This window comes from Streptomyces sp. NPDC091282, from assembly GCF_044757385.1.
Taxonomy (GTDB): domain Bacteria; phylum Actinomycetota; class Actinomycetes; order Streptomycetales; family Streptomycetaceae; genus Streptomyces; species Streptomyces gramineus.
In genome coordinates this window covers 380,616-403,286 of the sequence record NZ_JBIVUX010000007.1, presented here as the reverse complement: position 1 = coordinate 403,286, position 22,671 = coordinate 380,616, and the positions used below count along the sequence as shown (strand labels likewise).

Genomic DNA, 22,671 nt, shown 5'->3' with positions numbered 1-22,671 from the left:
CCGTCGGGGGATCTTCAGTGCAAGGGCCGGAAGTGCCGCTCCATGCCCCGCCACACGTCGTCGTAGCGCGGCTGGAGGTGCTCGGCGGCCGCCGCCTGCGGGGTGAGCGTCACCGGCCAGCGGGTCTCGAACATGAAGGCGAGGCCGTCGTCGATCTTCTGCGGCCGCAGCTCGGCCGCGCTCGCCCGGTCGAACGTCTCCCGGTCCGGGCCGTGCGCCGACATCATGTTGTGCAGCGAGCCGCCGCCCGGCACGAAGCCCTCCGCCTTGGCGTCGTAGGCGCCCTCGACCAGGCCCATGTACTCGCTCATCACGTTCCGGTGGAAGTAGGGCGGCCGGAAGGTGTTCTCGCCGACCAGCCAGCGCGGGGCGAAGACCACGAAGTCGACGCCCGCCAGGCCGGGGGTGTCCGACGGGGACGTCAGCACGGTGAAGACGGACGGATCGGGGTGGTCGTAGGAGATGCTGCCGATGACGTTGAAACGGCGCAGATCGTAGACGTAGGGCACATGCGTGCCGTGCCAGGCGACGACGTCCAGCGGGGAGTGGTCGTAGGTGGCCGTCCACAGGTGGCCGCAGAACTTGCTGACCACCTCCACCGGTCCCTCCACGTCCTCGTAGGCGGCGACGGGGGCCTGGAAGTCCCGCGGGTTGGCGAGGCCGTTGGCGCCGATCGGGCCCAGGTCGGGGAGGCGGAAGGGCGAGCCGTAGTTCTCGCACACGTAGCCCCGGGCCGTGTCGTCCAGCAGGTCCACGCGGAAGCGGACCCCGCGGGGGATCAGCGCCACGTGCCCCGGCTCCGCGTGCAGCAGGCCGAACTCCGTGCGCAGCAGCAGCCCGCCGCGCTCGGGGACGATCAGCAGCTCGCCGTCCGCGTCCGAGAAGACCCGCTCCATCGAGGAGTCGGCGTGGTAGAGGTGCACGGCCATGCCGGTGCGCTGGGTCGCGTCGCCGTTGCCGCCGAGCGTCCACAGGCCCGCGAGGAGGTCCGTGCCGGGCGCCGGTTCCGGCAGCGGGTTCCAGCGCAGCCGGTTCGGGTCCGGGACGACGTCGGTGAAGGGCGCGGTGCGCAGCGGGCCGTCGTCGGCGGCCCGTGCGAACGCCGGGTGGGCGGCCGAGGGACGGATCCGGTACAGCCAGGAGCGGCGGTTGACGGCCCGCGGCTCGGTGAAGGCCGTACCGCTGAGCTGCTCCGCGTACAGGCCGAGCGGCGCGCGCTGCGGGGAGTTGCGGCCCTCGGGCAGCGCGCCCGGCACCGCCTCCGTGGCGTGCTCGTTGCCGAACCCCGAGAGGTACGCCAGTCCCTCCGCGGTCTTCCGCGCTGCCGCCCGCCGCGACTCGCTCGTGCGGGAGGTGCCCCCATCGCCCATGATCGCTCCCTGGACCGGTGTCCGCCTGATTCCTATGTATCACCGTAGGATTGAGTCGGGGCGGGTGCAAGGGGGCCGGGATCATTCCGGGGAGGTTCGGCGAGAACCCGACTTCAGGGGGATCCGGTCCGCGGCCCGCTGTTCTACGCTCCCGGGCATGTCGTGGACGCGTGGAGTGCCGGGCGCGCTCGCGCTCTGCGTCCTGCTGTCGGCCGCGGCGGCGGGCTGCGGGACCGGGGAGGCGCACGGGCGGCGGGAGCCGGGGCCGTCCGCACCGGCGGGCACGCTGCTCGGCGACACGGACGAGAGCGGACGCCACTACCGCGAGGTCGCCGGGAAGCAGGCGCCCGAGGTGGGCACGGTGGTCACACCCGACGCCGCCGGCGGCTGGGACGTACGGCTCGACGTGCACCGCTTCCGCTTCTCCCGGGCCGGCGCGGCGCCCCGGGCGGTGGCCGGGCAGGGCCTCGCCTACCTCTTCGTGGACGGCGGCCTGGTGACCCGGTTGCGCGGCCCCGCCTACCACCTGCCCGCCGGGCTCGTCCCGCACGGCACCCACCACGTCACCGCCCGGCTCTACGCGGACGACGGCACGGTCTGGGCCGTGCGGGGCAGACCGGTGGAGAGCACGGCCGACGTCACGGCGTCGGGCGCGGAGACGGCACCGGCCACGCCGACCGCCTCCCGGACGCCGTGACCGGCGACGACGGCCGGACCGCCGCCCGGATGAGTGCATGGGGCACTCGTCTCCGTACTGGGGGGCGAGGTTCACCCGGTCCCCGCGGAAAGGCATCATGAAGCCCGTGCCCCCAGCGCCCCCGCTTCGCAAAGCTCCCGTCCAGCGCCGCAGTGCGGAACGGCTGACCAGGATTCTGGACGCCTGCGCCGACCTCCTCGACGAGGTCGGCTACGAAGAGCTGAGCACCCGGACCGTCGCGGTACGCGCCGGAGTGCCGATCGGGTCCGTCTACCGCTTCTTCGGCAACAAGCGGCAGATGGTCGACGCCCTCGCCCAGCGCAACCTGGAGCGCTACACCGAACGGGTCGCCGAGCGGCTGAAGGACGCGCCGAAGGGCGACTGGCGGGCGGCGATGGACGCGGTCCTGGACGAGTACCTGGCCATGAAGCGCACCGCCCCCGGCTTCTCGCTGGTCGACTTCGGCAACCAGATCCCGGTCGGCGCCCGCCACGCCGAACCCAACCGCCGGGTCGCCGACCGCCTCACCGACCTGCTCTCCGACTACATCGGCCGCGTCCCGGACGAGGACCTGCGCCGCACCTTCCTGGTGGCCGTGGAGGCCGCCGACACCCTGGTCCACCTGTCCTTCCGGATGGACCCGGAGGGCGACGAGACGATCATCGCGGAGACGCGGCAGCTGCTGCGCGCCTACCTCGCCCGGGTCCTGGACTGAGGGGCGCGACCTCCGCCGCTCCCGCGGCAACCCTGTGACCTGGCATTCTGCGCTTATTGCTCGCGCGTCGACGTCTTGTTAACGGCGTTTGACGGGACCTAACGTCGCACCACCGCCGGCCCTGGTGGGAGTTCAAGGGCGAACGTTAGGTGCTCCACTCATGCTGACCATCCTCGGCTTCACCATGATCGCGACCTTCCTGGTCCTGATCATGCTGAAGAAGATGTCGCCGATCGCGGCGCTCGTGCTGATCCCCGCGCTGTTCTGTGTGTTCGTCGGCAAGGGGGCCCGGCTCGGCGACTACGTCATCGACGGCGTCACCAGCCTGGCGCCCACCGCGGCGATGCTGATGTTCGCGATCGTCTACTTCGGCGTGATGATCGACGTCGGCCTCTTCGACCCGGTCGTCAAGGGGATCCTGAGGTTCTGCAGGGCCGACCCGCTGCGGATCGTCGTCGGCACGGCGCTGCTCGCCGCGATCGTCTCCCTCGACGGCGACGGCTCCACCACCTTCATGATCACCGTCTCGGCGATGTACCCGCTGTACAAGCGCCTGAAGATGAGCCTGGTCGTGATGACCGGTGTGGCCGCGATGGCCAACGGCGTGATGAACACGCTGCCCTGGGGCGGCCCGACGGCACGCGCGGCGACCGCGCTGAAGCTGGACGCCGGCGACATCTTCGTGCCGATGATCCCGGCCCTCGCGGTCGGACTGGTCTTCGTGATCGCCCTCGCCTACGTCCTCGGCCGCCGGGAGCGCAAGCGGCTCGGCGTGCTCACCCTGGACCAGGCGCTGGCGGAGGAGAGCGAGACGGTCCTGGTCACGGCCGGCGGGCCGGTCGCGCGCACCGGCGGCGGCCCGCGCCCCGGCCTTCCCGAGGAGCCCGCGGCCGACGACGGCCTCCAGGGCCTCGACCCGCACCGCGAGACCCTGCGCCCCGGGCTGTACTGGTTCAACGCGCTGCTCACGGTCGCCCTGCTCACCTCCATGATCATGGAGGTGCTGCCGATCCCGGTGCTGTTCCTGCTCGGCGCCGCCCTCGCCCTGACCGTCAACTTCCCGCAGATGCCCGCCCAGAAGGCCCGCCTCGCCGCCCACGCCGAGAACGTCCTCAACGTCTCCGGCATGGTCTTCGCCGCCGCCGTCTTCACCGGCGTCCTCCAGGGCACCGGCATGGTCGACCACATGGCCGGCTGGCTCGTCGACAACATCCCCGACGCCATGGGCCCGCACATGGCCCTCGTCACCGGCGTGCTGAGCATCCCGCTCACGTACTTCATGTCCAACGACGGCTTCTACTTCGGCATCCTCCCGGTCCTCGCCGAGGCCGGCCAGGCGCACGGCGTCTCCGCCGTGGAGATCGCCCGCGCCTCGATCGTCGGCCAGCCGCTGCACATGTCGAGCCCGCTGGTGCCGGCCGTCTACGTCCTGGTCGGCATGGCCAAGGTCGAGTTCGGCGACCACACCCGCTTCGTGGTCAAGTGGGCCGCGCTCACCTCACTCGTGGTGCTGGGGGCAGGCATTGTGTTCGGGATCATCTGACCTGCGGCACGGAGGACTTCACCATGACGCCCGGCAGGAACCGCGGCTGGCTGCTCCGCCTCGTCATCGCCTTCGGCTTCGCGCAGGGCGCGGTGTCGATGGCCCGGCCCGCCGTCTCCTACCGGGCGCTCGCGCTCGGCGCCGACGAACGGGCCGTCGGTGTCATCGCCGGTGTCTACGCCCTGCTGCCGCTGTTCGCCGCCGTACCGCTCGGCCGCCGCACCGACCACGGCCGCTGCGCGCCCCTGCTGCCGGTCGGCGTGCTGCTGATCTCCGGCGGCTGCGCGCTCAGCGGCCTCGCGAACTCCCTGGGCGCGATGGCCCTGTGGAGCGGGGTGACGGGCCTCGGCCATCTCTGCTTCGTGATCGGGGCGCAGTCGCTGGTGGCCCGGCAGTCGGCCCCGCACGAACAGGACCGCAACTTCGGCCACTTCACCATCGGCGCCTCACTGGGCCAGCTGACCGGGCCGGTCGCCGCGGGAGCCCTGATCGGCGGTCCGGACCGGGCGGGCAGCAGCGCGGCGGCCCTCGTGGTGGCGGGCGCGGGGGCGGCGGTCGCGTTCGGCTCGCTGTGGCGCGTCGAGGACCCGGCGGCGGTGACGCCCCGTCACGAGAGGCGCGGGCGGGTGCCGGTGGGCGGCATCCTGCGGGCGCGGGGCGTACCGGCGGGCATGCTGATCAGTCTGTCGGTCCTGTCCGCGACCGACATCCTGACCGCCTATCTGCCGGTGGTCGGCGAACACCGGGGCATCGCGCCGGCCGTGATCGGCGTCCTGCTCGGCGTCCGGGCGGGCGCGACGATCGCGTGCCGGCTGGTGCTCACCCCGCTGCTGCGGCTGCTCGGCCGGCCGCTCCTGCTGACCGTGACGTGCTTCCTGGCGGCCGTGCTGTGCGCGGGGATCGCGCTGCCGGTGCCGGTGTGGGCGCTGGCCCTGCTGCTCGCCGCGCTCGGCTTCTGCCTCGGCGTCGGACAGCCGCTGTCGATGACGACGGTCGTCCAGGCCGCACCCGAGGGCGCCCGGTCGACGGCGCTCGCCCTGCGGCTCACCGGCAACCGGCTGGGCCAGGTCGCCGCGCCGGCCGGGGCGGGGCTGGTGGCGGGGCTGGCCGGGGTCGCCGCGCCGTTCGTGATGCTGGGCGCGTTGCTGCTGGTCTCGGCGGGAGTGGCGGCGCGTTCACCCGCGGGCGGGGCGGCGGGGCGGCCGGACGGGGGCGGGACGGGGGCGCGGAGCGGGCGCAGGGGACCGGCATTGCGCCGCCCGAGCGATATCTGACGGCGCGTCGGACGTCGATGCCGCGGGCCGTGGAGTGCATGGGTGACAGTCCAGACGAAAGGCCGATTTGTATGAAAATCGTCTAACTCGGAGGAGCTTGCATGCCCACGCTCACACTGCCACGCACCGTCGGTACCCGTGCGGGCGCCACCGTCGTCCTCACCGCCCTCGCCGCGGCGGGCGCGTCGTGGGCGGTCGCGCCGATCGCGGCGGCACAGGGGGAGAACGGCGACATCAGGATCCACCGAGTGGGCGTGCCCTTCGGCGTCTCGAAGGACGACCCGGCGGTCTGCAGGTTCTACCTCGACGCCGTCAACTTCGACGTGCTCACCGCCATCGCCTACACCATCACCCCGCAGCCGCCGCTGCCGACCGCCGCCACCGTCGCCGGCACCATCCAGCTCGCCGCCGGCGCCGGGCACACCGACCCGCTCGGCCTGGCGGACGGGCAGTACAAGATCGCGTGGGTCGTGGGCGGCGCGTTGAAGGAGAAGGTCTTCCGGGTCAACTGCCACGACGGCAAGCAGGACGGGGCGCCGGGCCAGGGCGGGCCGAACGGACCGGGCGGCGACAACGGCCAGGGCGGCGACCACGGCGGTCCCGGCGGCCAGATCGAGGACAACCAGCGGGGCGACTCCTGGGTGCAGGGCGGCGACCACGGCGGTCCGCAGGGCGGCGTGCACGCGGGCGGCGGCGGCCTCGCCGACGCGGCGGCCTCCTTCTCGCCCCTGGCGGCGGTCACGGCCGTGGGTCTGGTCGCGGCCAGCGGTGTGGTGTACGTCCGGCTGATCCGCCGTCGGCCCCATGGCGCCGCGTAGGCGCAGACGCAGGCCCTGGTACCGGACCCGCGGCTTCCGCCTCGCCAGGACGGCCCTGCTGGCGATCATGCTGGTGACCGTGGTCCGGTGCTCGGGGCCCGGCGGACCGGACGGGTCGGACGCCCAGCCGGCGGCCGGCCCGGGCCGGGACGGGTCCCAGGGGCCCCCGCCCGAGCCGCTGTCCCGGTCCCGGCCGACGTCGATGCGGATCCCGTTCCTCGGCGTCGACGCGCCGGTGACCGGGGTCCGGCTCGACCGGGGACGGCAGTTGGAGACACCGCCGGTCGACGACCCGAAGCTGATCGGCTGGTTCGAGGGCGGTGCCACACCGGGCGAGTCCGGGCTCGCGGTCGCCGTCGGCCACCGGGACACCAGGACGGGACCCGCCGTCTTCGCGGCGCTGGCCCAGGTCAAGCCCGGCAAACTGATCGAGGCCGAGCGCGCGGACGGCCGTACCGCCGTCTACACCGTGGACCGGGTGAAGGTCTACGACAAGGCGGGCTTCCCGAGCCAGGAGGTGTACGGCCCGACCCGGCGCCCCGAACTGCGGGTCATCACCTGCGGCGGACTCTTCAGCCGGAAGACGGGCTACACCAGCAACGTCGTGGTCTTCGCCCATCTGACCTCGACCCGGTGACCGCGCGGGTGCGGGCGGCGGCCCGCACCCGCCCCCGCCCGCGGCCCGCACCCGCCCGCCCGGCGTGCCCCGTCGGCCGCACGGCCCCGGCGGAGCGCCCCCGCCGGTCTGGACGGGTGAATCCCGGCGGGAAGCCGGGACCGGAGAGGAACGAACCCCCTAAGAAAGGGGCATGCGCACTCATCCGCTCCGCACCCGCTCGGCCCTCGCGCTGGCCGGAGTCCTGCTCGCCGGTACCCCCGCCGCCTACACCGCACTGGCCGACAGCCGGCCCGCCGAGGCTCCGGGGCGCGGGAAGGCCTATCTGGAGACCCGGCTCTTCTTCGGTACCGCCCGGCCGGACGGCGGCCCCGCCGTCACCGGCCGGCAGTTCGCGGCCTTCGTCGACAAGGAGGTCACCCCGGACTTCCCCGACGGGCTGACCGTGCAGAGCGGGCGCGGACAGTGGCGGGACGCGCACGGCACGATCGAGAAGGAGCGGTCGTACGAACTGATCCTGCTGTACCCGCAGTCGGCGGCGGCCGGCGGCGACCGGAGGATCGAGGAGATCCGGCGGGCCTACGAGAAGGCCTTCGCGCAGGAGAGTGTGGGGCGGGTGGACGAACGCGTCCGGGCCGACTTCTGACGGTCCGGCCGTTCGCGGGTCCCTGGCGCCGAAAAACTATCGCCGCTAGTTTGTGAGCCGGAGACCCAGCCCCGCCGGGAGGACAGCAGCATGAAGGCACACGACGGCCTGTACATCGACGGCGCCTGGCGCGCCGCCGTGAGCCAGGACGTGATCGAGGTCGTGAACCCGGTCGACGAGCAGGTCATCGGCCGGGTGCCGGCGGGCGGCGCGCTGGACGTCGACATCGCCGTGCGTGCCGCCCGTGCCGCCCTGCCGGCCTGGGCCGCCACCCCGCCCGCCGAGCGGGCCGCCAGGCTCGGCGCGCTCCGCGACGCGCTCGCGGCCCGCAAGGACGAGATCGCCGCCACCGTCACCGCGGAGCTGGGCGCACCGCCGCAGCTCGCCCAGGCCGTGCACGCGGCCCTGCCGATCGCCGTCGCCGGCTCGTACGCCGAACTGGCCGCGGTGCATCCCTTCGAGGAGAAGGTCGGCAACTCCACCGTCCACCAGGAGCCGGTCGGCGTGGTCGGCGCGATCACGCCCTGGAACTACCCGCTGCACCAGATCGTCGCCAAGGTTGCCCCGGCGCTCGCGGCCGGCTGCACGGTGGTGCTCAAACCCGCCGAGGACACCCCGCTCACCGCCCGGTTGTTCGCCGGGGCGGTGGCCGAGGCGGGCTTCCCGGCCGGAGTGTTCAACCTGGTCACCGGCCTCGGGCCGGTCGCGGGACAGGCCCTCGCCGAGCACCCGGGGGTGGACCTGGTCTCCTTCACCGGATCCACGGCCGTCGGCCGCCGGATCGGCGCGGTCGCCGGGGCCGCCGTGAAGAAGGTGGCCCTCGAACTGGGCGGCAAGTCGGCGAACGTGATCCTGCCCAGCGCCGATCTCGCCAAGGCCGTCAACGTCGGCGTGGCCAACGTGATGTCCAACTCCGGTCAGACGTGCAGCGCCTGGACGCGGATGCTGGTCCACACCGACCAGTACGCGCAGGCGGTGGAACTGGCCGCGGCCGCCGCCGCCAAGTACGGGGACCGCATCGGGCCGCTGGTCAGCGCCAAGCAGCAGGAGCGGGTGCGGGGTTACATCGTCAAGGGCGTCGCCGAGGGGGCCCGGCTGGTCGCCGGCGGCCCCGAATCCCCGCGCGAGCAGGGCTATTTCGTCAGCCCGACGGTCTTCGCCGACGTCACCCCCGAGATGACGATCGCGCAGGAGGAGATCTTCGGCCCGGTGCTGTCGATCCTGCGGTACGAGGACGAGGAGGACGCGCTCCGGATCGCCAACGGCACGGTCTACGGTCTCGCCGGCGCCGTCTGGGCCGGGGACGAGGCGGAGGCGGTGGCGTTCGCCCGGCGCATGGAGACCGGCCAGGTCGACATCAACGGCGGCCGCTTCAACCCGCTGGCGCCGTTCGGCGGTTACAAGCAGTCCGGCGTCGGCCGGGAACTCGGCGCGCACGGCCTCGCCGAGTACCTCCAGACCAAGTCCCTTCAGTTCTGAGGAGGCCGCTGCGATGACCGCCATGGTCCGAGCCGCCGTACTGTCCGCCGTGGGCGCCCCGCTCACGGTCACCGAGATCGACCTCCCGGACCCCGGCCCCGGCCAGGTCCGGATCCGCCTCGCCGCCGCCGGTGTCTGCCACTCCGACCTCTCCCTGTCCGACGGCACCATGCGGGTGCCCGTCCCGGCGGTCCTCGGGCACGAGGGCGCGGGCACCGTCGTCGCCGTGGGGGAGGGCGTCACCCGGCTGGCGCCCGGCGACCCGGTCGTCCTCAACTGGGCGCCGTCCTGCGGCCGCTGTCACGCCTGCACGCTCGGCGAGGTCTGGCTCTGCTCCGACGCGCTCTCGGGCACCGCCGCCGTCCACGCCCGCACGGCGGACGGCACCGAGCTGCATCCCGGCCTGAACGTCGCCGCGTTCGCCGAGGAGACGGTGGTCGCGGAGTCCTGCGTCCTGCCGCTTCCGGCCGGCGTCCCGCTCACCGACGCGGCGCTCCTCGGCTGCGCCGTCCTCACCGGCTACGGCGCCGTCCACAACTCGGCGCGGGTCCGCGAGGGCGAGAGCGTCGCGGTGTTCGGCGTCGGCGGGGTCGGCCTGGCCGCCGTGCAGGCGGCGCGGATCGCGGGCGCGTCCCGGATCGTCGCGGTGGACGTCTCCGCGGCGAAGGAGGAGCTGGCCCGTGCCGCCGGCGCCACCGACTTCGTGACCGCCTCCGACACCACTCCCCGTGCGGTCCGTGCCCTCACCGGCGGACAGGGCACGGATGTCTCCGTGGAGTGCGCGGGCCGCGCGGTCAGCATCCGCGCGGCCTGGGAGTCCACCCGCCGGGGCGGCCGTACGACGGTGGTGGGCATCGGCGGCAAGAGCGAGCAGGTCACCTTCAACGCCCTGGAGCTGTTCCACTGGGGCCGCACCCTGTCCGGCTGCGTCTACGGCAACGCGGACCCGGCCCACGACCTGCCGGTGCTCGCCGAGCACGTCCGGGCCGGCCGCCTGGACCTGGGCGCGCTGGTGACGGAACGGATCGCCCTGGAGGGCATCCCCGCGGCGTTCGAGAACATGCTGGCGGGCAAGGGCGGCCGGGCGCTGGTCGTCTTCTGACCCGGGCCGTCAGGACACCTGCTCGGAGCGCGGCTCCCCGGCCGCCGGTACGGCGAGGGGAGCCGCGCTCCGAGCGCGCGCCCGCGTCCGGGACACCGCCACACCGGCCAGGCACAGTGCCCCGCCCGCCAGGGTGAGCGGCCCCGGCACCTCGCCGAGGGCCAGCCAGGACATCAGCACCACCAGCGCCGGTACCGCGTACGTCGTCGCGCCCATCCGGCTCGCGGTGGTCCGGGCCAGGGCGTACGCCCAGGTCGTGAAGGCGAGCGCGGTCGGGAAGACGCCGAGGTAGACCATGTCGAGGGTCGCGGACAGCGGCGCGTGGGCCACCTGCCGCACCAGCTGCCCGGCGAACGGCAGACAGGCCGCCGTGCCGACCAGGCACCCGTACGTCGTCACCTGGAGCGCGCTCGCGCGGGCCAGGGCGGGCTTCTGGGCGACCACACCGGCCGCGTAGGCGACCGCGGCGAGCAGGCACAGCACCACGCCCAGCACCGAGGAGCCGCCTCCGCCGGCCATCGACAGGCCCACGGTCACGGCACCGGCGAACGACACCGCCATGCCCGCGAGCAGCCGGGGCGGCATCGGGTCGCCGAGCAGCCGGGTCCCGAGCAGGGCGATCAGCAGGGGGCCGATGTTCACCACCAGCGCGGCCGTCCCCGCGTCCACCTGCTGCTCGCCCCAGTTCAGGGCGACCATGTAGAAGCCGAACCACAGCACGCCGGATATCGCGATGCCCCGCCAGGCCGACCGGGGCGGCAGGCCCTCGCGCCGCACGAGACAGAGCAGGACGAGCGCCAGGGACCCGGAGAACAGCCGGCCGAGCGCGAGGGCGCCGGGGGAGTAGGAGTCCCCGGCGCTGCGGATCGCCACGAAGGCGGAGGCCCACAGCACGACGGTGACGGTGGCGGCCAGGGCGGGGAGCAGCGGACGGCCGGCGGAGGAGGAACGATCGGTCATGGCACCGAGGGTAGGGAGCGGCGGCGGCCGGGGCTCGCGGTTTTCGGACGGGACGCCCGGCGTCCGGACCGGGTCGCCCTAGGCGTCCCGCGTCAGGGCCGAGAACTGCTCCTGCAACCCGTCGAGCAGGGCCCGCAGGCCCGTCTCGAACGCCCGCTCGTCGATCTTCTCCTGCTGGTCCGCGAGCAGGTGCGCCTGGCCGAGGTGGGGATAGTCGGCGGGGTCGTACGCGCTCGCGTCGTCCACGAAGCCCCCGGCGAACGACCCCAGCGCGGACCCCATGACGAAGTACCGCATCAGCGCGCCGATCGACGTCGCCTGCGCCGGCGGCCAGCCCGCGTCCACCATCGCGCCGTAGACCGCGTCCGCCAGGCGCAGCCCGGCGGGACGGCGGCCGGGACCGCGGGCCAGCACCGGGACGATGTTCGGATGGTCGCGCAGCGCGGCCCGGTAGGACACCGCCCAGTCGTGCAGCGCGGTCCGCCAGCCGCGCCCGTCGCCGCCCTCGAACATGGACAGGTCCACCTGGGCGCTCACCGAGTCCGCGACCGCCTCCAGGATCTCGTCCTTGGTGCGGAAGTGGTTGTAGAGCGAGGGCCCGCTCACGCCCAGCCCGGCCGCGAGCCGCCGGGTGGAGACGGCCGCCAGGCCCTCGGAGTCCACGAGTTCCCGCGCCGCCCGGACGATCCGGTCGGTGCTGAGGAGGGGCTTGCGCGGTCGGGCCATGGCGCACATAGTAGGGCGGTAACGGAAAACTAGCAGTGCTAATTTAAATCTGGGGTGATCGCATGGTGGACCTGGGGCTCAGCGAGGAGCAGACCGCCGTACGGCAGCTCGCCCGGGACTTCGTCGCGCGCGAGATCACCCCGCACGTGATCGCCTGGGACCGCGCCGAGGAAGTGGACCGGGGGATCGTGAAGAAGCTCGGCGAGGTCGGCTTCCTCGGCCTGACCGTCGACGAGGAGTACGGCGGCTCGGGCGGCGACCACCTGTCGTACTGCCTGGTCACCGAGGAGCTGGGCCGCGGCGACTCCTCGGTGCGCGGCATCGTCTCGGTCTCCCTCGGCCTGGTCGCCAAGACCGTCGCGGCCTGGGGCGACGAGGAGCAGAAGCGGCGCTGGCTGCCGGGACTGACCTCCGGCGCGTACGTCGGCTGCTTCGGCCTCACCGAACCCGGCACCGGCTCCGACGCGGGCAACCTCACCACCCGCGCCGTCCGCGACGGCGACGACTACGTCGTCAACGGCGCCAAGATGTTCATCACCAACGGCACCTGGGCCGACGTGGTCCTGCTCTTCGCCCGCTCCACCGACGCGCCGGGCCACCAGGGCGTCTCCGCCTTCCTGGTGCCGGCCGACACCCCCGGCCTGACCCGGCGTGCCGTCCACGGCAAGCTCGGCCTGCGCGGCCAGGCCACCGCGGAACTCGTCCTGGAGGACGTGCGCGTGCCCGCCGCCGCGATGCTCGGACCCGAGGGCAAGGGCTTCTCGGTCGCCATGTCGGCGCTGGCCAAGGGGCGGATGTCGGTCGCCGCCGGCTGCGTCGGCATCGCCCAGGCCGCCCTGGACGCGGCCGTCGGGTACGCCGGTGAGCGCGAGCAGTTCGGCACCCCGATCGCCGGTCACCAGCTGGTCCAGGAACTGATCAGCGACATCGCCGTGGACGTGGACGCGGCCCGGCTGCTGACCTGGCGGGTCGCCGACCTGATCGACCGCGGCCTGCCGTTCGCCACCGAGTCCTCCAAGGCCAAGCTCTTCGCCTCCGAAGCCGCCGTGCGCGCCGCCAACAACGCCCTCCAGGTCTTCGGCGGCTACGGCTACATCGACGAGTACCCGGTCGGCAAACTCCTGCGCGACGCCCGGGTGATGACCCTGTACGAGGGCACCAGCCAGATCCAGAAGCTGCTCATCGGGCGGGCGCTGACGGGCGTCTCGGCGTTCTGAGTACGTGCCTGAGTACGCGGGCGGATGTGGCGCGGGCCGGGAGCGGCGATGCTCGGTCCATGAGTGAGACACCCGTCAGACAGCAGAACACCGCCGCGTTCTACGGCCAGGCCGTCGCCTCCTTCGGCCTCGCCATGACCGCGACCTGCATCGGCATCGTCCGGCTGCACGCCGATGCCTGGGTGCGCGGCTTCCTGGGCATCGCCGTCCTCTACCTCGTCACGTCCGCCTTCACGCTCGCGAAGGTCGTCAGGGACCGCCAGGAGGCCGGGCAGATCGTCAGCCGCGTCGACCAGGCCCGGCTGGAGAAGCTGCTGGCCGAGCATGATCCCTTCGAGAAGCTCTGAGTCCGTGACCCGCGCTGAGCGGGCACACTAAGCGCTCGCTCAGCTTCGGCGGTATGGTGGTGCTCCGGTGTCGAGAGGGGCGAGCGAGCGATGAGTACGGCGGAGGAGACGACCGGCGGCGAGGTCGAGCCGTGGGACGAGGTCACCCCGGACGCGGCCCGGCGGCTGCTGGTGGCCGCCGTGGAGGCCTTCGCCGAGCGCGGCTACCACGCCACCACCACCCGCGACATCGCGGGCCGGGCCGGCATGAGCCCGGCCGCGCTCTACATCCACTACAAGACCAAGGAAGAGCTGCTCCACCGGATCAGCCGCATCGGTCACGACAAGGCCCTGGAGATCCTCCGGACCGCGGCCCGGCGCGAGGGCACCGCCGCCGAGCGGCTCGCGGACGGCATCAGCTCCTTCGTCCGCTGGCACGCCGGGCGGCGTACCACCGCCCGGGTCGTGCAGTACGAACTGGACGCGCTCGGCCCGGACGCCCGCGGCGAGATCCTCGCGCTGCGGCGCCAGGTCGACGCCGAGGTGCGCGGGATCATCGAGGACGGCGTCGCGGCGGGCGAGTTCGACGTCATCGACGTCCACGGCACCACGCTCGCGGTGCTCTCGCTCTGCATCGACGTGGCCCGCTGGTTCAACGTGGACGGCCCCCGCACGCCCGAGCAGGTCGGCGCGCTCTACGCCGACCTCGTGCTCCGGATGGTGGGGGCCGGCTGACCTCGCGGCCCGGGGGTCCTACAGGTAGTACCGGGACACCGACTCCGCCACGCAGACCGGCCGGTCGCCGCCCTCGCGCTCCACGGTGAAGGCGACGCTCATCTGCACGCCGCCCGCCACGTCCGTCACGTCCGTGATGGTGGCGGTGGCGCGCAGCCGGGAGCCGACCGGGACGGGAGCGGGGAAACGGACCTTGTTGGTGCCGTAGTTCACGCCCATCTTGACGCCCTCCACGCTGATCAGCTGGGGGCCGAAGAGCGGGAGCAGCGACAGGGTCAGATAGCCGTGCGCGATGGTCGTTCCGAACGGGCCCGCGGCCGCCTTCTCCGGGTCGACGTGGATCCACTGGTGGTCGCCCGTCGCCTCCGCGAACAGGTCGATCCGCTTCTGGTCCACCTCCACCCAGTCGGTGTGGCCCAGCTGCTCGCCCACGGCCGCCTTCAGCTCGTCGGGGGAGGTGAAGATCCTCGGTTCTGCCATGTTCCCGGCCCTCTCGCGGTCGTGCGTCCATGTCTAAGCAACTGCTTAGCATGGTCGGGTGGGGGCTCCCTGTCAACGGAGCGCGACGCTCGCGGGTCGGTAGGCTCTGCGGGGTGCCGCAGATTCCCGAGAAGATCCACGAGCTGACCGTCGGCCAGCTGTCCGCGCGCAGCGGTGCCGCCGTCTCCGCACTCCACTTCTACGAGGCCAAGGGGCTCATCAGCAGCCGGCGGACCAGCGGCAACCAGCGCCGCTACAGCCGCGACACGCTGCGGCGGGTGGCCTTCGTCCGGGCGGCACAACGCGTCGGCATCCCCCTGGCCACCATCCGCGAGGCCCTCGGTGAACTCCCCGAGGAACGCACCCCCACCCGGGAGGACTGGGCCCGTCTCTCGCGGGCGTGGCGTGCCGAACTGGACGAACGCATCAGGCAGCTCAACCGGCTGCGCGATCACCTCACCGACTGCATCGGCTGCGGCTGCCTCTCCCTGGACGCCTGCGTCCTGTCCAACCCGGACGACGCGTTCGGCCGCCGCGCGGCCGGCTCCCGCCTCCTCCCGGAGCGGACGAACGGCAACACGCCCTAGACGCGAGACCGGACCGGTCACCGCGCCGTACAGGTGTCCTCGGCACCCGCCGTCCGCACGGGGAACGGGTGGCACCGGACGATCAGTCCCGGCCGGCGTCGCGCTCCGCCGCCCGCAGCAGGGTCACGGCCTCCGCGACCAACTCCGCGTTGGAGGGGGTCGGTTCGCCGTCGGGGAGGTGCAGCGTGTCCTCCAGGCCGATCCGGGTCGCCAGGCCCAGCCGGCCCGCCAGGCGCAGCACCGGCCAGGCACCGCCGTCCTCGCCGTGCAGCAGGACCGGACGGCCGTGCGCGGTGCCCAGTTCGGCGAGCAGGGCGCGGGCCGACTCCTCGGCGCTCTCCGGCTCGGCGTCCGTCACCTCCGCCAGCACCCTGAGCACCCGGGAGCGCAGCGGGGACGCCGCGAACCGTGCCGCTCCCTCGGTGCCGGACCAGATGCCCGCCTCCACCCCGATGCCCAGGGCGAGGAGTTGTCCGGCGACGGCCTCGGCGCCCGGTTCGTGCCAGTTGACCGAGGCGAAGTCGGGGCGCGCGGAGAGCGCGGACCAGCCGCGCACCCGCTCCAGGCGCAGCGCCGGATCGGGCTCCGTCCAGGCGCCGGTGGTCACGCCGACCGGCACACCCGGCCGGGCGCGCAGCGCCGCCACCGTGGGTTCCACCACGCGCGGCGACAGGCTCTCCCGCCCGCACGGGGTTCTCGGGTGGACATGGACGTGGGTCGCCCCGGCCGCGACGGCCTGCGCCGCCGACCGGACCAGGGTGCCGGGGGAGAGGGGCACCGCGGTGCCGTCGGCGCCGCCCCTGCCGCCGTTGAGACAGACGTGCAGTTCCATGGGTGCGATGGTGCCAGCGGTCGGGGCGGGGCGGTACGGGTGGAATGGGGGGAATGGGGGTGCGGCATCCCCGGCGCACCCCCGTGCGGTCAGGCCGACATGAGCAGTCGTCCGCGTCTGGCGTAGGCCAGGGCCTCGGGGGTGAGCACCGGACGCGGCACCAGGATCCCGCAGTCCGCGCAGACCGGACCGGCGGAGGGTTCGTGATCCAGGTCGTACTTCCAGTGGAGGCGCTCCCCGGCGCACACCGGGCAGATCGCGCCCGGTTCGCGCTCCAGGGCGGCGATCAGCCGTCGCAGCACCTCGGCCAGTGGTTCGTCGGGGTGGACCCGCGGGTCGTCGCACCAGGCCACTCCGAAACCGCCCCAGGTCAGCCGGTGCCAGTCGTCCACGCTGCCCGGGCGGCGCAGCCCGTCGTGCTTCTCCTTCTTGCGGCGCGAGGCGAACTCGACCTCGTAGGCCAGCCAGACCGCCCGCGCCTCTTCCAGCTCCTCCAGTGCGCCCACGAGACGCGCTGGGTCGGGGGACCGGTCCTCAGGACCGAACCCGGCCCGCGAGCAGAGATGGTCCCAGGTCGCGCGGTGCCCGTAAGGGGCGAACCGCTCAAGGCACTTGCGCAGCGAGTAGCGCCGCAGCGCCAGATCACACCGTGGGTCTCGCACCTGTCTCGCCAGACTCCGGAAACCGGCCATCGCCCTGCACCTCCGTCACACCTGCACCTGTACTTCGGTCACTTCGGCGGCGTCGCACGGACTTCGCGCGGCGTTGCCGTATAGACGTATCGACACTCGAATCGGCTCCATCCGATTTCCGATGCCGTCCATAAGGCCGCCCGCCTTGACCGACGGCCGGTGACGCCACCGACTCGGGCGACCACTCCAAAACTTGACGCATGTTCATCTTCAATCTCGGGGATACCGGCGGTAACGTCCGGCACCACCCCCGTCGTGAGGAGTCGCCATGCCCCGGCGCACCAGACATCACGCGTTGTTCGACAAACTGAGAACTCCCCGCAAGCTCCCCGGGTTCCTGAAAGCGGCATCTGTATGCGTCCTCGTCGCAGGTCTGCTCTCTCCACTGGCCCAGGCGACTCCGGCCGCTGCGGCCACGGCCTCCAACGACTACTGCGGCGGCCAGTGTTCGGACATCTTGCCGCCAGGCGAGAACGGAAACGCCACTCTCGCCCAGGTTCTCCTCAACCAGATCTTCGGCACCCAGCCCGCACACGCCGAGGACCAGCTCGGCCCGTACAACAACCTGGCGACCGGCTACTCCGGTCTCACCGACGCGAAGATCAACACGTTCTTCAACGACTCGTCGTTCGGCGTCGCCTCCGACCAGGTCGCCTCCACGGAGAGCCCGGCGGGCCGCAGTGACGTGACGATCGTCCGCGACAAGAAGACCGGGGTGCCCCACATCACCGGCACCACCCGGTACGGCACCGAGTTCGGCGCCGGCTACGCGGCCGCCGAGGACCGGCTGTGGCTGATGGACGTGTTCCGGCACGTCGGCCGCGGCCAGCTCACCGCCTTCGCCGGCGGCGCCCCCTCCAACCAGGGCCTTGAGCAGCAGTTCTACCGCAACGCCCCGTACACCGAGGCCGACCTCCAGGCGCAGATCGACAACGCCGTCGCCAACAACGGCGCCCGCGGGCAGCAGGCGCTCGCCGACGCCGACGCCTACCTCGCCGGCATCAACTCCTACATAGACGCCTCCGACAGCGGGCGTTACTTCCCCGGCGAGTACGTCCTGACCGGTCACAAGGACTCGATCACCAACGCCGGCACCATCGACCACTTCAAGATCACCGACCTGGTGGCGCTGGCCTCCGTCATCGGCTCGCTGTTCGGTTCCGGCGGCGGCGGCGAGGTCAACAACGCGCTCTCGCTGCTCGCCGCCCAGCAGCAGTACGGCGTCGAGCAGGGCACGAAGGTCTGGGAGTCGTTCCGCGAACGCAACGACCCCGAGGCCGCGCTCACCGTCCACAACGGCGAGAGCTTCCCCTACGGCACCAAGCCCGCCACCGCGCAGGGCGAGGCGCTCCCGGACGCCGGTTCGGTGACGACCGAGCCGCTGGTCTACGACGCCACCGGCACCGGCGCCTCCCAGAGCGCCTCCGCCACCTCGGCCGCCGCCACCGCGACCGCCCTCAGCTCGGCCCGGCGCGGCATGTCCAACGCCCTGGTGGTCAGCGGCAAGTACACCGCGAGCGGCCACCCGGTCGCCGTCTTCGGGCCGCAGACCGGCTACTTCGCCCCGCAGCTGCTCATGCTCCAGGAGATCCAGGGTCCGGGCATCAGCGCCCGCGGCGCCTCCTTCGCCGGCCTGAGCATGTACGTCGAACTCGGCCGCGGCCAGGACTACGCCTGGTCCGCCACCACCTCCGGCCAGGACATCATCGACAGCTACGCCGTCGAACTCTGCCAGGACGACTACCACTACCTCTTCCACGGCACCTGCACGGCCATGGACAAGGTCGAGCAGAAGAACTCCTGGAAGCCCACGACCGCCGACGGCACGGCCGCGGGCTCCTACACCATGCGCGTGTGGAAGACGAAGTACGGGCCCGTCCAGTACCGCGCGACCGTCGGCGGGAAGAAGGTCGCCTACACCACCCTGCGCTCCTCCTACATGCACGAGGCCGACTCGATCATCGGCTTCCAGATGCTCAACGACCCCGACTACGTGAAGAGCCCGGCCACCTTCCAGAGCGCGGCGCAGCACATCAACTTCACCTTCAACTGGTTCTACGCCGACTCCTCGCACACCGCGTACTACAACAGCGGCGACAACCCGGTGCGCCCGAGCGGTGTCGACCCCGAGTTCCCGGTCTGGGGCCAGGCCGCCTACGAGTGGCAGAACTGGGACCCCGCCACCAACACGGCCACCTACACACCGCCCTCCCAGCACCCCAACTCCGTGGACCAGGACTACTACGTCTCCTGGAACAACAAGCAGGCGCTGAACTACACGACGGCGAGCTGGGGCGACGGGTCCGTGCACCGCGGCAACCTGCTCGACGACCGGGTGAAGAAGCTCGTCGCCGCCGGCGGAGTCACCCGTTCGTCGCTGGTCAAGGCCATGGCGGACGCGTCCCTCACCGACCTGCGGGCCGAGGACGTGCTGCCCGACCTGCTGAAGGTCGTCACCAGCAGCACGGTGACCGACTCCACCGCCGCCGCGGCCGTCACCAAGCTCCAGACCTGGCTGACCGCGGGCGGCAAGCGCACCGAGACCTCGGCCGGTTCGAAGACCTACGCCAACGCCGACGCCATCCGGATCCTGGACGCCTGGTGGCCGCTGCTGGTGAAGGCCGAGTTCCAGCCCGGCCTCGGTGACAGCCTGTACACCGCGATCACCGCCAACCTGCCGGTCGACGAGACCCCGTCGGCCGCCCACGGGCCCACCGGTTCGCACGCGGGAAGCTCCTTCCAGTACGGCTGGTGGAGTTATGTCGACAAGGACATCCGGGCGGTGCTCGGACAGAACGTGTCCGGACCGCTGGCCCAGAAGTACTGCGGCGGCGGCAGCCTCAGCGCCTGCCGGGACATCCTCATCAGCACGCTGAAGACGGCGGCCGGCACGAGCGCGTCCGCGGTCTACCCCGGGGACTCCCTGTGCTCGGCGGGCGACCAGTGGTGCGCCGACTCGATCGTCCAGCGCACCCTGGGCGGCATCAAGCACTACAACATCAGCTGGCAGAACCGCCCGACCTTCCAGCAGGTCGTGGAGTTCACCTCGCACCGCTGACCGGGCACGACCACGGCGGCGGGGTCAGCCGATCCGCCCCGCCGCCAGCACCACCCGCGCCAGTTCGGGGTGCACGATGTCACTGTGCGCCCCGCACGGCGGGCCGCCCCTGCGCACCACCGCCGCCGCGTCGACGTTCACGCAGCCCGGCGCGGCGAGCGGCCCGCGCAGCGCCGCCGCCAGATCCAGCGACCGGGTGCCCGGCACCGCCTGCACCCCGTCGTGCCCCATCGCACCCCACCGGGCGCCCAGCACCGCCCCCAGGTCCACGCCCAGCAGCGACGCGTCGTCGTCCGCCATCCGCGAGGCCAGCGGATACATCGTGCCGAGCGCCCCGTCGAAGCGCGAGTAACAGCACACCAGCGGACCGTCGATGCGGTTCTCCTGGCCCTGCAGCACCCCTCCGGCGCGCGGGTCGTGCGGCAGCCGGGCGGCGAACGCGTAGTGCGAGAAGGCCCCTTGCAGCAGCGTCACGGACTTCACCGCGCGCACCCCGTCCGGCAGCCCGCGCAGCGCGAACGACACCAGCCGGCCGCCGAAGCTGTGCCCGACCAGGTGCACCCGCAGCCCCGGGGCCGCGCCGGACAGCTGTCCGACGACCCGCCCGAGCCCGCGCTCCCCGACCGTCCCCGCGCGCCGCTTCATCGCGTAGTACGCCGCCTGCCGCAGCAGCTCCTTGGCGCCGTCCCACGGGTCGGGCAGCGCGAACTCCGCCGCCCCCGCGCCCCCTCCGGTGCGGGCCAGCGCCCGCGCGAACTCCTCGCACAGGGCCGTCGTGTCCTCGGCGAACAGCACCGGCTCGCTCTGCGGGACGCCCTCGGCGAGGGTGTCCGCCGCGAACAGCGGCTGGGGACCGCCCGGCAGGACCTCGACCAGCAGCCGCACCAGCCGCCCGAACTCGGCCAGCTCCGCCGCCGGACGCTGTTCCAGCATCCGGGCGATCTGGTCCACCACGGTGGCCCGGCCAGGGAACGTGTCGAGGAGCGCGTGCCGGGTGTCCTTGTCGAGGACCGGCGCAGGTCTCTCCTCCGCCTCCGTGGCCACCACGGACTTCGGGAAGTCCGGGATCGGCTCGTCGCAGAACCGCATCGACGGCCACACCACCCCGACGTACCCGAGCCGCGCCCGCGGGGCCAGCGCCGGGACCGGTGCGAAGAACCGGCGGTACAGGGCGGTCGCGGTCGTACGGTCGTTGTTCCAGCCGTGCGCGAAGACGATCAGGTCGCGGACGCCGTGCGCCGTGACCTCGTCCAGCAGCCGGTCCCGTTCGGCGCCGTCCGGGTCGCCGTCGGCGTCGAAGGTCAGCTCCCAGTAGGGAGCCACGCTCATCCCAGGATCGGCCATACCGGGCTCCTCGTGCCGCGAACCGGTGCGATGTGCGCGCATCGTCCCGCTGCCGGGCAAGGTTGGCCATACACCGCGCCTCACCTGTAGAGGAGAAATTCCTTTCGGATCCGGCGGAACGCGGCGAGTTCGTCCTGCCAGGCGCCGACGATCTCGTCCGTGCCGGCGCCCGCGTCGGTCATCGTGCGCACGGTCGTCGACCCGGTGAGCGTGTCGATCCAGTGGTCCTCCCGCCACGCGAAGCCGCTCCACACCTTCTTCGCGGTGACCAGCAGCGCGATGCCGGTGCGCACGGGATCGAAGGCGGCCCGGTCGTGCACGTGGAGCTGGACCCCGCCGACGGTCCTGCCCTGGAACTTGGAGAACGTCGGCGCGAAGTACGCCTCCCTGAACCGCACGCCCGGCAGACCCAGCCCGTTGACGGCGGCCGCCCACCGCGCGTCGAGGCCCTCCGCGCCCAGCAGTTCGAACGGGCGGGTGGTGCCGCGCCCCTCGGACAGGTTCGTGCCCTCGAACAGGCAGGTGCCGGAGTAGACGAGGGCGGTGTCCGGGGTCGGCATGTTGGGGCTCGGCGGCACCCAGGGCAGCCCGTACGCGTCGTAGAAGCGGTCGCGCCGCCAGCCGGTCATCGGCACGACCTCCAGCTCGACCGGCGGGGTCAGGAACCGCGCGTCGAACAGCTTCGCGAGTTCGCCGACCGTCATCCCGTGCGCCTGCGCGATCGGCTGCCGGCCGACGAAACTGGCGAACTCCCGGTGCAGGACCGGGCCCCGGGCCTCCCGCCCGGTGACCGGGTTCGGGCGGTCGAGCACGACGAACCGCAGGCCCGCCAGCCGGGCGGCCTCCATGCAGTCGTACAGCGTCCAGATGTACGTGTAGAAGCGGGCGCCGACGTCCTGGATGTCGAAGACGACCGTGTCCACGCCGGAGGCGGTGAAGACGTCGGCGAGGGGCCGGCCGCTCTTGAGGTAGGTGTCGTAGACGGGCAGGCCCGTCGCCGGGTCGTCGTAGCGGCCCTCGGAACCGCCGGCCTGCGCGGTGCCGCGGAATCCGTGCTCGGGACCGAAGACCGCCGTCAGGTCGACGCGCGGGTCGGCGTGCATGACGTCGACGATGTGGCGGACGTCGGCGGTGACGCCGGTGGGGTTGGTGACGACGCCGACCTTCTGCCGGGCCAGGAGGGCGTAGCCGTCGGTGGCGAGGCGGTCGAAACCGGTGCGGAAGCGAGCCGTTGCGTCGGGTGCGGTCGGTGTGAGGGTGAGGGGTACGGCCGCCGCCGTGGCCGCTGTGAGCAGACTTCGTCTGGAAGGGCGCCGCATGAGTGGCCTCCGTCGTCGTCCGGGTGCGGGTCGTGGGTGGCTGGTCGCGCGGTTCCCCGCGCCCCAGGGGGCTGCGCTCGCCGCGTGTCAGGCAGCGGCGCCGCGCTCCTATGGGGGTGTGACAGCCGCCCTATC

22 protein-coding genes are annotated in these 22,671 nt (G+C 72.9%); 14 read left to right on the top strand and 8 right to left on the bottom strand.

The window, feature by feature from the left end; translation table 11 throughout:
- Positions 1-14 precede the first annotated feature (14 nt).
- Positions 15-1,370 (bottom strand): homogentisate 1,2-dioxygenase, encoded by a 1,356-nt coding sequence (hmgA, locus tag ACIQOE_RS31415; protein WP_401415007.1) that lies wholly within the window; start codon positions 1,368-1,370, stop codon positions 15-17.
- Positions 1,371-1,527: 157 nt separating this feature from the next.
- On the opposite strand from hmgA, the gene ACIQOE_RS31410 reads away from it, so the two are divergent.
- The 9 genes from ACIQOE_RS31410 to ACIQOE_RS31370 all read left to right on the top strand — a co-directional run bounded on the left by ACIQOE_RS31410 (position 1,528) and on the right by ACIQOE_RS31370 (position 10,260).
- Positions 1,528-2,067 (top strand): hypothetical protein, encoded by a 540-nt coding sequence (locus ACIQOE_RS31410; RefSeq protein WP_365573459.1) that lies wholly within the window; start codon positions 1,528-1,530, stop codon positions 2,065-2,067.
- A 97-nt stretch (positions 2,068-2,164) separates the two neighbouring features.
- Complete coding sequence (locus tag ACIQOE_RS31405; protein ID WP_351936532.1) at positions 2,165-2,782, top strand: TetR/AcrR family transcriptional regulator; 618 nt, start codon at positions 2,165-2,167, stop codon at positions 2,780-2,782.
- A gap of 160 nt (positions 2,783-2,942) precedes the next feature.
- On the top strand, positions 2,943-4,325 hold the full coding sequence (locus tag ACIQOE_RS31400; RefSeq protein WP_365562551.1) for a citrate:proton symporter: 1,383 nt from the start codon (positions 2,943-2,945) through the stop codon (positions 4,323-4,325).
- Positions 4,326-4,348: 23 nt separating this feature from the next.
- Positions 4,349-5,599: an MFS transporter gene (locus ACIQOE_RS31395; protein WP_401415004.1), complete on the top strand. Its 1,251-nt coding sequence runs from the start codon at positions 4,349-4,351 to the stop codon at positions 5,597-5,599.
- A 101-nt stretch (positions 5,600-5,700) separates the two neighbouring features.
- Positions 5,701-6,417 (top strand): hypothetical protein, encoded by a 717-nt coding sequence (locus ACIQOE_RS31390; protein ID WP_351320582.1) that lies wholly within the window; start codon positions 5,701-5,703, stop codon positions 6,415-6,417.
- A complete protein-coding gene (locus ACIQOE_RS31385; RefSeq protein ID WP_351320580.1) occupies positions 6,404-7,054 on the top strand; it encodes a class F sortase in 651 nt (216 codons plus the stop codon). The genes ACIQOE_RS31390 and ACIQOE_RS31385 overlap by 14 nt, the downstream gene beginning before the upstream one ends.
- Before the next feature lie 172 nt (positions 7,055-7,226).
- Entirely contained in the window at positions 7,227-7,679 is a 453-nt protein-coding gene (locus tag ACIQOE_RS31380; protein WP_351320578.1) for a DUF3574 domain-containing protein, read from the top strand.
- 90 nt (positions 7,680-7,769) lie between these two features.
- On the top strand, positions 7,770-9,158 hold the full coding sequence (locus tag ACIQOE_RS31375; RefSeq protein ID WP_365562543.1) for an aldehyde dehydrogenase family protein: 1,389 nt from the start codon (positions 7,770-7,772) through the stop codon (positions 9,156-9,158).
- A gap of 22 nt (positions 9,159-9,180) precedes the next feature.
- Positions 9,181-10,260 carry a Zn-dependent alcohol dehydrogenase gene (locus ACIQOE_RS31370; protein ID WP_401415085.1) on the top strand — a complete coding sequence of 360 codons (1,080 nt, stop codon included), beginning with the start codon at positions 9,181-9,183 and terminating at the stop codon, positions 10,258-10,260.
- A gap of 9 nt (positions 10,261-10,269) precedes the next feature.
- Here the strand turns inward: ACIQOE_RS31370 and ACIQOE_RS31365 are convergent, their stop codons facing one another.
- The gene (locus tag ACIQOE_RS31365) at positions 10,270-11,220 is read right to left on the bottom strand and encodes a DMT family transporter (RefSeq protein WP_351320572.1); all 951 of its coding nucleotides are present in this window, start codon (positions 11,218-11,220) and stop codon (positions 10,270-10,272) included.
- Between the two features lie 78 nt (positions 11,221-11,298).
- Positions 11,299-11,946, bottom strand: coding sequence for a TetR/AcrR family transcriptional regulator (locus tag ACIQOE_RS31360; protein ID WP_351320570.1), 648 nt, complete (start codon positions 11,944-11,946; stop codon positions 11,299-11,301).
- 65 nt (positions 11,947-12,011) lie between these two features.
- On the opposite strand from ACIQOE_RS31360, the gene ACIQOE_RS31355 reads away from it, so the two are divergent.
- The 3 genes from ACIQOE_RS31355 (at position 12,012) to ACIQOE_RS31345 (ending at position 14,224) form a co-directional block, all read left to right on the top strand.
- The gene (locus ACIQOE_RS31355; RefSeq protein ID WP_351320767.1) at positions 12,012-13,163 is read left to right on the top strand and encodes an acyl-CoA dehydrogenase family protein; all 1,152 of its coding nucleotides are present in this window, start codon (positions 12,012-12,014) and stop codon (positions 13,161-13,163) included.
- A gap of 59 nt (positions 13,164-13,222) precedes the next feature.
- Complete coding sequence (locus tag ACIQOE_RS31350) at positions 13,223-13,510, top strand: YiaA/YiaB family inner membrane protein (protein WP_351320568.1); 288 nt, start codon at positions 13,223-13,225, stop codon at positions 13,508-13,510.
- 90 nt (positions 13,511-13,600) lie between these two features.
- Entirely contained in the window at positions 13,601-14,224 is a 624-nt protein-coding gene (locus ACIQOE_RS31345) for a TetR/AcrR family transcriptional regulator (protein ID WP_351320566.1), read from the top strand.
- An 18-nt stretch (positions 14,225-14,242) separates the two neighbouring features.
- Here the strand turns inward: ACIQOE_RS31345 and ACIQOE_RS31340 are convergent, their stop codons facing one another.
- On the bottom strand, positions 14,243-14,704 hold the full coding sequence (locus tag ACIQOE_RS31340; RefSeq protein WP_351320564.1) for a MaoC family dehydratase: 462 nt from the start codon (positions 14,702-14,704) through the stop codon (positions 14,243-14,245).
- Positions 14,705-14,817: 113 nt separating this feature from the next.
- Between ACIQOE_RS31340 and soxR the strand changes: the two genes are divergently transcribed.
- Positions 14,818-15,291, top strand: coding sequence for a redox-sensitive transcriptional activator SoxR (gene soxR, locus ACIQOE_RS31335; RefSeq protein ID WP_399013087.1), 474 nt, complete (start codon positions 14,818-14,820; stop codon positions 15,289-15,291).
- 82 nt (positions 15,292-15,373) lie between these two features.
- Here soxR and ACIQOE_RS31330 read toward each other — a convergent pair whose 3' ends face one another.
- Together ACIQOE_RS31330 and ACIQOE_RS31325 are read right to left on the bottom strand one after the other, a co-directional pair.
- Complete coding sequence (locus ACIQOE_RS31330) at positions 15,374-16,123, bottom strand: 3-keto-5-aminohexanoate cleavage protein (protein ID WP_401415000.1); 750 nt, start codon at positions 16,121-16,123, stop codon at positions 15,374-15,376.
- A gap of 89 nt (positions 16,124-16,212) precedes the next feature.
- Positions 16,213-16,815 carry a hypothetical protein gene (locus ACIQOE_RS31325; protein WP_351320558.1) on the bottom strand — a complete coding sequence of 201 codons (603 nt, stop codon included), beginning with the start codon at positions 16,813-16,815 and terminating at the stop codon, positions 16,213-16,215.
- 268 nt (positions 16,816-17,083) lie between these two features.
- On the opposite strand from ACIQOE_RS31325, the gene ACIQOE_RS31320 reads away from it, so the two are divergent.
- On the top strand, positions 17,084-19,873 hold the full coding sequence (locus ACIQOE_RS31320; protein WP_365573468.1) for a penicillin acylase family protein: 2,790 nt from the start codon (positions 17,084-17,086) through the stop codon (positions 19,871-19,873).
- A 24-nt stretch (positions 19,874-19,897) separates the two neighbouring features.
- On the opposite strand, the gene ACIQOE_RS31315 is transcribed toward ACIQOE_RS31320, so the two are convergent.
- Both ACIQOE_RS31315 and ACIQOE_RS31310 read right to left on the bottom strand, forming a co-directional pair.
- On the bottom strand, positions 19,898-21,217 hold the full coding sequence (locus tag ACIQOE_RS31315) for a serine-threonine protein kinase (RefSeq protein ID WP_401414997.1): 1,320 nt from the start codon (positions 21,215-21,217) through the stop codon (positions 19,898-19,900).
- An 80-nt stretch (positions 21,218-21,297) separates the two neighbouring features.
- Positions 21,298-22,536: an exo-beta-N-acetylmuramidase NamZ domain-containing protein gene (locus tag ACIQOE_RS31310; RefSeq protein WP_401414995.1), complete on the bottom strand. Its 1,239-nt coding sequence runs from the start codon at positions 22,534-22,536 to the stop codon at positions 21,298-21,300.
- Positions 22,537-22,671: the final 135 nt, after the last annotated feature.

What these genes read in the sequence shown, in the direction of transcription:
- ACIQOE_RS31400 (WP_365562551.1), top strand. Translation starts at nt 2,943, where the DNA reads ATGCTGACCATCCTCGGCTTCACCATGATCGCGACCTTCCTGGTCCTG.
- ACIQOE_RS31330 (WP_401415000.1), bottom strand. Translation starts at nt 16,123, where the DNA reads ATGGAACTGCACGTCTGTCTCAACGGCGGCAGGGGCGGCGCCGACGGC.
- ACIQOE_RS31390 (WP_351320582.1), top strand. Translation starts at nt 5,701, where the DNA reads ATGCCCACGCTCACACTGCCACGCACCGTCGGTACCCGTGCGGGCGCC.
- ACIQOE_RS31345 (WP_351320566.1), top strand. Translation starts at nt 13,601, where the DNA reads ATGAGTACGGCGGAGGAGACGACCGGCGGCGAGGTCGAGCCGTGGGAC.
- ACIQOE_RS31315 (WP_401414997.1), bottom strand. Translation starts at nt 21,217, where the DNA reads ATGGCCGATCCTGGGATGAGCGTGGCTCCCTACTGGGAGCTGACCTTC.
- ACIQOE_RS31350 (WP_351320568.1), top strand. Translation starts at nt 13,223, where the DNA reads ATGAGTGAGACACCCGTCAGACAGCAGAACACCGCCGCGTTCTACGGC.
- ACIQOE_RS31370 (WP_401415085.1), top strand. Translation starts at nt 9,181, where the DNA reads ATGGTCCGAGCCGCCGTACTGTCCGCCGTGGGCGCCCCGCTCACGGTC.
- ACIQOE_RS31340 (WP_351320564.1), bottom strand. Translation starts at nt 14,704, where the DNA reads ATGGCAGAACCGAGGATCTTCACCTCCCCCGACGAGCTGAAGGCGGCC.
- ACIQOE_RS31320 (WP_365573468.1), top strand. Translation starts at nt 17,084, where the DNA reads ATGCCCCGGCGCACCAGACATCACGCGTTGTTCGACAAACTGAGAACT.
- ACIQOE_RS31405 (WP_351936532.1), top strand. Translation starts at nt 2,165, where the DNA reads ATGAAGCCCGTGCCCCCAGCGCCCCCGCTTCGCAAAGCTCCCGTCCAG.
- ACIQOE_RS31395 (WP_401415004.1), top strand. Translation starts at nt 4,349, where the DNA reads ATGACGCCCGGCAGGAACCGCGGCTGGCTGCTCCGCCTCGTCATCGCC.
- ACIQOE_RS31385 (WP_351320580.1), top strand. Translation starts at nt 6,404, where the DNA reads ATGGCGCCGCGTAGGCGCAGACGCAGGCCCTGGTACCGGACCCGCGGC.
- ACIQOE_RS31325 (WP_351320558.1), bottom strand. Translation starts at nt 16,815, where the DNA reads ATGGCCGGTTTCCGGAGTCTGGCGAGACAGGTGCGAGACCCACGGTGT.
- ACIQOE_RS31360 (WP_351320570.1), bottom strand. Translation starts at nt 11,946, where the DNA reads ATGGCCCGACCGCGCAAGCCCCTCCTCAGCACCGACCGGATCGTCCGG.
- ACIQOE_RS31310 (WP_401414995.1), bottom strand. Translation starts at nt 22,536, where the DNA reads ATGCGGCGCCCTTCCAGACGAAGTCTGCTCACAGCGGCCACGGCGGCG.
- ACIQOE_RS31380 (WP_351320578.1), top strand. Translation starts at nt 7,227, where the DNA reads ATGCGCACTCATCCGCTCCGCACCCGCTCGGCCCTCGCGCTGGCCGGA.
- ACIQOE_RS31410 (WP_365573459.1), top strand. Translation starts at nt 1,528, where the DNA reads ATGTCGTGGACGCGTGGAGTGCCGGGCGCGCTCGCGCTCTGCGTCCTG.
- ACIQOE_RS31375 (WP_365562543.1), top strand. Translation starts at nt 7,770, where the DNA reads ATGAAGGCACACGACGGCCTGTACATCGACGGCGCCTGGCGCGCCGCC.
- ACIQOE_RS31365 (WP_351320572.1), bottom strand. Translation starts at nt 11,220, where the DNA reads ATGACCGATCGTTCCTCCTCCGCCGGCCGTCCGCTGCTCCCCGCCCTG.
- hmgA (WP_401415007.1), bottom strand. Translation starts at nt 1,370, where the DNA reads ATGGGCGATGGGGGCACCTCCCGCACGAGCGAGTCGCGGCGGGCGGCA.